General features: G+C 62.4%; 5 protein-coding genes and 2 pseudogenes. 1 reads left to right on the forward strand and 6 read right to left on the reverse strand.

What is annotated here, in order from left to right:
- The 6 genes and pseudogenes from HMPREF3014_RS17890 to HMPREF3014_RS17915 all read right to left on the reverse strand — a co-directional run.
- Positions 1–341: pseudogene (locus tag HMPREF3014_RS17890) on the reverse strand (ATP-binding cassette domain-containing protein); the annotation flags it as partial.
- Positions 342–395: 54 nt separating this feature from the next.
- Complete coding sequence (spuE, locus tag HMPREF3014_RS17895) at positions 396–1,493, reverse strand: spermidine-binding protein SpuE (protein WP_003084301.1); 1,098 nt, start codon at positions 1,491–1,493, stop codon at positions 396–398.
- Between the two features lie 418 nt (positions 1,494–1,911).
- Complete coding sequence (gene spuD / locus HMPREF3014_RS17900) at positions 1,912–3,015, reverse strand: putrescine-binding protein SpuD (protein ID WP_003084299.1); 1,104 nt, start codon at positions 3,013–3,015, stop codon at positions 1,912–1,914.
- A gap of 115 nt (positions 3,016–3,130) precedes the next feature.
- Entirely contained in the window at positions 3,131–4,501 is a 1,371-nt protein-coding gene (gene spuC / locus HMPREF3014_RS17905; RefSeq protein ID WP_003084297.1) for a putrescine--pyruvate aminotransferase, read from the reverse strand.
- A 65-nt stretch (positions 4,502–4,566) separates the two neighbouring features.
- A complete protein-coding gene (locus tag HMPREF3014_RS17910; RefSeq protein WP_003084290.1) occupies positions 4,567–5,925 on the reverse strand; it encodes a glutamine synthetase family protein in 1,359 nt (452 codons plus the stop codon).
- A 40-nt stretch (positions 5,926–5,965) separates the two neighbouring features.
- Complete coding sequence (locus HMPREF3014_RS17915) at positions 5,966–6,718, reverse strand: gamma-glutamyl-gamma-aminobutyrate hydrolase family protein (RefSeq protein WP_003112938.1); 753 nt, start codon at positions 6,716–6,718, stop codon at positions 5,966–5,968.
- A 278-nt stretch (positions 6,719–6,996) separates the two neighbouring features.
- On the opposite strand from HMPREF3014_RS17915, the pseudogene HMPREF3014_RS17920 reads away from it, so the two are divergent.
- Positions 6,997–7,382, forward strand: a pseudogene (locus HMPREF3014_RS17920) (glutamine synthetase); the annotation flags it as partial.

Below are 7,382 nucleotides of genomic sequence, written 5' to 3' on the forward strand. Positions count from 1 at the left end.
TTCTGCGCCACGCTCATGTGCGGGAACAGCGCATAGGACTGGAACATCATGTTGATCGGCCGCTCGTAGGGCGGCAGGTCGGTGATGTCCTGGCCATCGAGGAAGATCCGCCCCTCGGTGGGCCGCTCGAAACCGGCGAGCATGCGTAACAGGGTGGATTTACCCGAGCCGGAGCCGCCGAGCAGGGCGAAGATCTCGCCCTTGTTGATGGTCAGGGACACGGTGTCCACCGCCAGCGTCTCGTCGAACTGCTTGGTTACCCGGTCGATCTTTACCAGCACCTCTTTCGGCTGCTGGTTGCCCTCTAGGGCTTTCTTGTAGGCACCGGAGGCTATCGCCATTACCACAACTCCCAAGTCGTTGAGCCCGGTCACGCTACCGGGCGGAATTTGAACTTATTTGCCGGTCTTGATCCGGGTCCAGGTACGGGTCTGCAGGCGCAGCACCTTGGCCGGCAACACGGCGGAAACGTAGAGCTTGTCGAGCACGGCCTGCGGCGGATACACCTCCTCGCTGTCGCTGACGCTCTTGTCCATCAGCGGGCGGGCCCCCGGTATCGCGTTGGCGTAGCCGACGTAGTCGCTGACCTTGGCGATCACCTCCGGACGCAGCAGGTAGTCGATGAACGCGTAGGCGTTATCGGCGGCCTTGGCATCGGCGGGAATCGCCATCAGGTCGAACCACAGGTTGGCGCCTTCCTTGGGAATCACGTACTGGATGTCGATGCCCTTGCCGGCCTCTTCGGCGCGGGCAGCGGCCTGGAAGACGTCCCCGGAATAGCCGAAGGCGACGCAGATGTTGCCGTTGGCCAGGTCGGAGATGTACTTGGAGGAGTGGAAGTAGCTGACGTAGGGGCGAACCTTGGTCAGGACTTCCTCGGCCTTCTTGTAGTCCTTCGGGTCGTGGGTGTTGGGGTCCAGCCCCAGATAGTTGAGGGCGGCGGGCAGCATCTCGTCGCCGCTGTCCATGAAGGCCACACCGCACTTGGCGAGCTTCTTCATGTTCTCCGGCTCGAAGAGGATGGCCCAGGAGTCGATCGGCTGGTCGCCGAGGACTTCCTTGACCTTGGCCACGTTGTAACCGATACCGTTGGTGCCCCACAGGTAGGGAACCGCGTACTGGTTGCCCGGGTCGCTGACCTCCAGTTGCTTGAGCAGCGCCGGATCGAGGTTCTTCCAGTTCGGCAGCTTGCTCTTGTCCAGCTTCTGGAAGGCACCGGCCTGGATCTGCTTGCCGAGGAAGTTGTTCGACGGCACCACGATGTCATAGCCGGAGTGGCCGGAGACCAGCTTGCCCTCGAGGGTCTCGTTGGAGTCGAAGACGTCGTAGCTGACGTCGATCCCGCTCTCCTTGGTGAAGTCCTTGAGGGTGGTGGGAGCGATGTAATCGGTCCAGTTATAGATGTGCAGGCTCTTCTTCTCCGCCTGCACGGGGCCCGCGATCGCCGTAGCCAGAGCGGCTACCAGCAGTGTCTTGCCAATGGAATGTTGCATGTCCGACTCCTGTTCCGGGCCTTTTCACGGCAGCACCCTGCCTGTTCGACCCGTGTTCTTCAAGTGCCGATGTAAGCCCAGATCACTCGGGTTTCATGACAACCCGACGATTCCGCCGGGAAACATGAGTGAGCTGGGTTCCCTACCGGCGTGTTGGTTTCAGGTTTTCCGGGCCCTCGGCCCCGGTGCGAGCGACACGACCGGCCCCGGCGCGGCAGATTGGCGCAGCGCCCATGGCAGCGTCTTCGTCGTCGATACTGCGTCCGGTCGTCGGGCCCCCAGGAGGAAGCGTCTGGACGAACGGGCAAAAGAGTCGAACCTCTTCGCAGGGGAGCGCGACCGGAGGAAACCCGGCCGCGTTCCGGTTCTCTCGTGCCGGAGCGCCGGCGGCTTCAGGCGCCGCCGGGCTCCTCGCGGATCACTTGCCGGACTTGATCTTGGTCCAGCTGCGGGTCATCGCCCGCTGGGTCTTGGCCGGCAGGTCGGGGAAGGTATACAGCTTCTTCATGACCTCTTCGCTCGGGTAGATGCCCGGGTCGTTGCGGATCGCCTCGGACACCAGCGGGGTGGCCGCCGCGTTGCCGTTGGGGAACTGAACCACGTCGGTGATCTCGGCCATGATTTCCGGCTTCATCAGGAAGTTGACGAAGGCCAGGGCGCCCTCGGTGTTCTCGGCGTCCTTCGGAATGGCGACCATGTCGAAGAAGCTGCCGGCGCCTTCCTTGGGAATGTTGTACTTGACGGTGACCTTGTTCTTCGCCTCTTCGGCGCGGGACTTGGCCTGGTAGATGTCGCCGGAGTAGCCGATGGCGACGCAGATGTTGCCGTTGGCCAGGTCGGAAATGTACTTCGACGAGTGGAAGTAGGTGACGTAGGGACGGATCTTCAGGAACAGCTCTTCGGCCGCCTTGAGTTCCTTGGGATTGTCGGTGTCCGGCTTGTAGCCGAGATAATGCAGGGCCGCCGGGAGGATCTCGGTCGGCGAGTCGAGGAAGCTGACGCCGCACTGCTTCAGCTTCTGGATGTTCTCCGGCTTGAATACCAGGTCCCAGGAATCCACCGGCGCGTTGTCGCCGAAGGCCGCCTTGACCTTGTCCGGGTTGTAGCCGATGCCGATGGTGCCCCACATGTAGGGAATCGCATGCTCGTTGCCCGGGTCGCTGACTTCCAGGGTGTGCATCAGGTCCTTGTTCAGGTTCTTCCAGTTCGGCAGCTTGGACTTGTCGAGTTTCTGGTAGACCCCGGCCTTGATCTGCTTGGCGAGGAAGGAGTTGGACGGCACCACCACGTCGTACCCGGACTTGCCCGCCAGCAACTTGGCTTCCAGCACTTCGTTGCTGTCGTAGACGTCGTAGACGACCTTGATCCCGGTTTCCTTGGTGAACTTCTCCAGGGTGTCCGGCGCGATGTAGTCGGACCAGTTGTACACGTGCAGCACCTTGTTGTCCGCAGCCTGCGCCATACCGGCCACAGAGCCCGCCAAGGTCAGGGCGAGCAGGGTCTTACCGAAACGTTTCATCATGCGGGGTAGCTCCATTTTTGTTGAAGTATCCGGGCGGTGGCGCAACCGATCGCGTCACCACCCGGTGAGCCTGGCCAACGCACTGGCGCAGTCTGGCAAAAGTCCGCTCAGGGACTCAAGCCAGGACGGCGGCGGCGGTCTGATCGAGGCACTTGCGCGCCAGGGTGATCAACTCATCGATCTGCGACGGATCGATCACCAGCGGCGGCGAGATAATCATAGTGTCGCCCACCGCGCGCATGATCAAACCGTTGCGGAAACAATGTTCCCGGCACAGCATCCCGACGCCCTTGTCGGTGAAACGCTCGCGGGTCTTCTTGTTCTTGACCAGCTCCAGGGCGGCGACCATGCCGACCCCGCGCGCTTCGCCCACCAACGGGTGGTCGGCCAGCTCCTGCCAGCGTTTCTGCAAATACGGTGCCGTTTCCGCCTTCACCTTCTCGATGATCTTCTCTTCGCGCAGGATGCGGATGTTCTCCAGGGCCACGGCGGCCGCCACCGGGTGACCGGAATAGGTGAAGCCGTGGTAGAACTCGCCGCCCTGGTTGAGCACTTCGACGATCTCGTCGCGCACCACCACCCCGCCCATGGGGATGTAGCCGGAGGTGAGGCCCTTGGCGATCGGCATCAGGTCCGGGGCGTTGCCGTAGTACTGGCTGCCGAACCACTCGCCGGTACGGCCGAAGCCGCAGATCACTTCGTCGGCGATGAACAGGATGTCGTACTTGGCGAGGATCTCGCGGATCTTCGGCCAGTAGGTGTCCGGCGGGACGATCACGCCGCCGGCGCCCTGGATCGGCTCGGCGATGAAGGCGGCGACGTTTTCCTCGCCCACTTCGAGAATCTTCTTCTCCAGCTGCTCGGCGGCCCAGACGCCGAACTCGTCCGGCGACATGTCGCCGCCCTCGCCGTACCAGTAGGGCTGGGCGATGTGGACGATGCCCGGGATGGGGAAATCACCCTGCTCATGCAACGCCTTCATGCCGCCCAGGCTGACGCCGGCGACGGTGGAGCCGTGGTAGCCGTTCCAGCGGCCGATCACCACTTTCTTCTGCGGCTGGCCCTTGGTCGCCCAATAGTGGCGGACCATACGCAGCACGGTGTCGTTGGCCTCGGAGCCGGAGCCGGTGAAGAACACGTGGTTCATGCCTTCCGGAGCGACGTCGGCGATCGCCTTGGCCAGTTCGACCACCGGCGGGTGGGCGGTCTGGAAGAACAGGTTGTAGAACGGCAACTCGCGCATCTGCCGGGTGGCGGCCTGGACCAACTCCTCGCGGCCGTAGCCGACGTTGACGCACCAGAGGCCGGCCATCGCATCGAGGATCTTGTTGCCCTCGCTGTCCCAGATATAGACGCCTTCGGCCTTGGTGATGATCCGCGCGCCCTTCTCGTTCAACTGCTTGTAGTCGGTGAACGGCGGCAGATGGTGGTCGCGGCTCAACGCCTGCCACTCACGGGTCTTGGCGTTGGTGATTTGGCTGTTCATGTCACACCTCTTCTATTCAAGACTGTCCGGGAGCGGCGGACCACGCCGGCCGCCCCCGGTCAGGATCAAACGGAAAGCAGGAGGAATTCCCGCTCCCAGGAGCTGATTACCCGCTTGAAATTCTCGTGCTCCGCACGCTTCACCGCGACGTAGCCGCTGATGAACTTGCTGCCGAGATACTGCTCGAGGGGCTTGCAGTTCTCCATGCGCTCCAGCGCCGCTTCGATCGTCAGCGGCAGGCGCAGGTTGCGGCGTTCATAGCCGCGACCTTTGACCTGGGCGCTCGGCTTGATGCCTTCGACCATGCCGATGTAGCCGCACAGCAGGCTGGCAGCCAGCGCCAGGTAAGGGTTGGCGTCGGCGCCGGCGAGACGGTTCTCGACCCGGCGGTTCTCCGGGCTGGAGTCCGGCACGCGCAGGCCGACGGTACGGTTCTCTTCGCCCCACTCGACGTTCACCGGCGCCGAGGTATCGGGCAGGAAGCGGCGGAACGAGTTCACGTTGGGCGCGAACAGCGGCAGCACTTCCGGGATGAACTTCTGCAGGCCGCCGATATGGTGCAGGAACAGCTCGCTCATGGTGCCGTCGGCATTGGAGAAGATGTTCTTGCCGGTCTTCACGTCGACGATGCTCTGGTGCAGGTGCATCGCGCTGCCCGGCTCGCCGGTCATCGGCTTGGCCATGAAGGTCGCGGCGACGTTGTGCTTGAGCGCGGCCTCGCGCATGGTGCGCTTGAACACCAGGATCTGGTCGGCCAGGTCGAGGGCGTCGCCATGACGGAAGTTGATCTCCATCTGCGCGGTGCCTTCCTCGTGGATCAGCGTATCCAGGTCAAGGCCCTGGGCCTCGCACCAGTCGTACATGTCCTCGAACAGCGGGTCGAACTCGTTGGCGGCGTCGATGGAGAACGACTGACGCCCGGTTTCCTGGCGTCCGGAGCGGCCCACCGGGGCCTGCAACGGATAGTCGGGGTCGTCGCTGCGCTTGGTCAGGTAGAACTCCATCTCTGGCGCCACGATCGGCCGCCAGCCCTTATCGGCATACATCTTCAACACGCGCTTGAGGATGTTGCGCGGCGACAGCTCGATGGGATTGCCGAGCTTGTCGAAGGTGTCGTGGATCACCATCGCGGTGGGCTCGATGGCCCAGGGGACGAGGAACACGGCATTCTCGTCCGGGCGGCAGACCATATCGATGTCGGCCGGGTCGAGCAGGTCGTAGTAAATGTCGTCTTCCACGTAGTCGCCGGTGACGGTCTGCAGCAGAACGCTCTCCGGCAGGCGCATGCCCTTTTCCGCGATGAATTTGTTGGTCGGCGAGATCTTGCCGCGGGCGATGCCTGTCAGATCGGAAATCAGGCATTCCACTTCGGTGATCTTGCGTTCCTTCAGCCAGCTGGTCAGCTGGTCTAACTTGGTAGTCATAAAGACCTCAGGGTTGAGAGTCCGGCCCCAACAGCCGGACTCAACGTTGCCCCGCCCTCTTGCTGCAGGCCTTACCGAAAGCCTGGAAGATAGCGAGATAGTTGGGGTTCGTCAGAACCTGCCACTCCGGGTGCCATTGCACACCAAGAGCGAAGGCTTTTGCACCTTCTACGGAGATGGCTTCGACCAACCCGTCAGGCGCCAGTGCTTCTACTCGAAGGCCCGGCGCCAGACGATCAACGCCCTGGCCATGGATGGAATTGACCTGGAACTCGCTCGGCAAGCCGATACCGGCGAGCACTCCGCCCGGCTGCACATGCATGGCATGGCGCGGCGCGTACTGAACCTCGAGCGGCTGGTCGGCCGGCTCGCGGTGGTCCATGAAGGTTCCGACCTCGTGCACCTTCTGGTGCAGGCTGCCGCCGAAAGCCACGTTCATTTCCTGGAAACCGCGGCAGATGCCGAGGACCGGAATGCCGGCGTCGATGGCGGCGCGGACCAGCGGCAACGTGGTGGCGTCGCGGTCGGAGTCGTGGAGGGTGCCGGGCTCGCTCGCCGGTCCACTATAATGACGGGGCTCGACGTTCGACGGCGAGCCAGTGAAGAGCAAGCCGTCGACGCTGTCCAGCAGGGCTGCCTGGTCGATCGACTCGCCCAGCGCAGGAATGATCAGCGGGAGACCGCCAGCGCCGTTGACGACGGCACGCAGATATTTGTCGCCGGCAATGTGGTAGGGATGAAGACCGATCTGCTTGGTGCAGGCGGTGACGCCGATTAACGGCAGGCGAGACATGAGACACCCGTTGTTTGTAGATGTTATGGGGTTTGGCCGAGCTTAGCGTTGTTCATTTTTTTACACAATAGGCCTGTAAAAAATTGAACACGCACTCCTGAACACCCTTCGACGCGAGGTTTTTTTCGGCTTTTCGTCCGGCGAAAATGCCCTGAAAACGGCCTCAACGCCCCACAAGAGGGCGTTTTTGGCGGCTATTGACATCCCACAGGCTTTCGGATTGACTCATAGCCTACCCCCCGCATGATTGAAATTTTTAACAAAAAAGGTGTTGCATCATGTCGGTACCCCAGCGTGCCGTTCAGCTCACTGAACCGAGCGAGTTCCTCAAGGAACATCCCGAGGTCCAGTTCGTCGACCTCCTTATTGCAGACATGAATGGCGTGGTTCGCGGCAAGCGGATCGAACGCAACAGTCTGAACAAAGTCTTCGAAAAAGGTATCAATCTCCCCGCTTCCCTGTTCGCCCTCGATATCACCGGCTCCACCGTAGAGAGTACCGGCCTGGGTCTCGACATCGGCGACGCCGACCGGATCTGCTACCCGATCCCCGGCACCCTCTCCATGGAACCCTGGCAGAAGCGCCCGACCGCGCAACTGCTGATGACCATGCACGAACTGGAAGGCGAGCCGTTCTTCGCCGACCCCCGCGAAGTCCTGCGCCA

This window comes from Pseudomonas sp. HMSC065H01 (assembly GCF_001815235.1).
Taxonomy (GTDB): Bacteria; Pseudomonadota; Gammaproteobacteria; order Pseudomonadales; family Pseudomonadaceae; genus Pseudomonas; species Pseudomonas aeruginosa.

Coding starts and splice junctions, on each gene's coding strand:
- spuE (WP_003084301.1), bottom strand. CDS start 1,493: ATGCAACATTCCATTGGCAAGACACTGCTGGTAGCCGCTCTGGCTACG.
- spuD (WP_003084299.1), bottom strand. CDS start 3,015: ATGATGAAACGTTTCGGTAAGACCCTGCTCGCCCTGACCTTGGCGGGC.
- spuC (WP_003084297.1), bottom strand. CDS start 4,501: ATGAACAGCCAAATCACCAACGCCAAGACCCGTGAGTGGCAGGCGTTG.
- HMPREF3014_RS17910 (WP_003084290.1), bottom strand. CDS start 5,925: ATGACTACCAAGTTAGACCAGCTGACCAGCTGGCTGAAGGAACGCAAG.
- HMPREF3014_RS17915 (WP_003112938.1), bottom strand. CDS start 6,718: ATGTCTCGCCTGCCGTTAATCGGCGTCACCGCCTGCACCAAGCAGATC.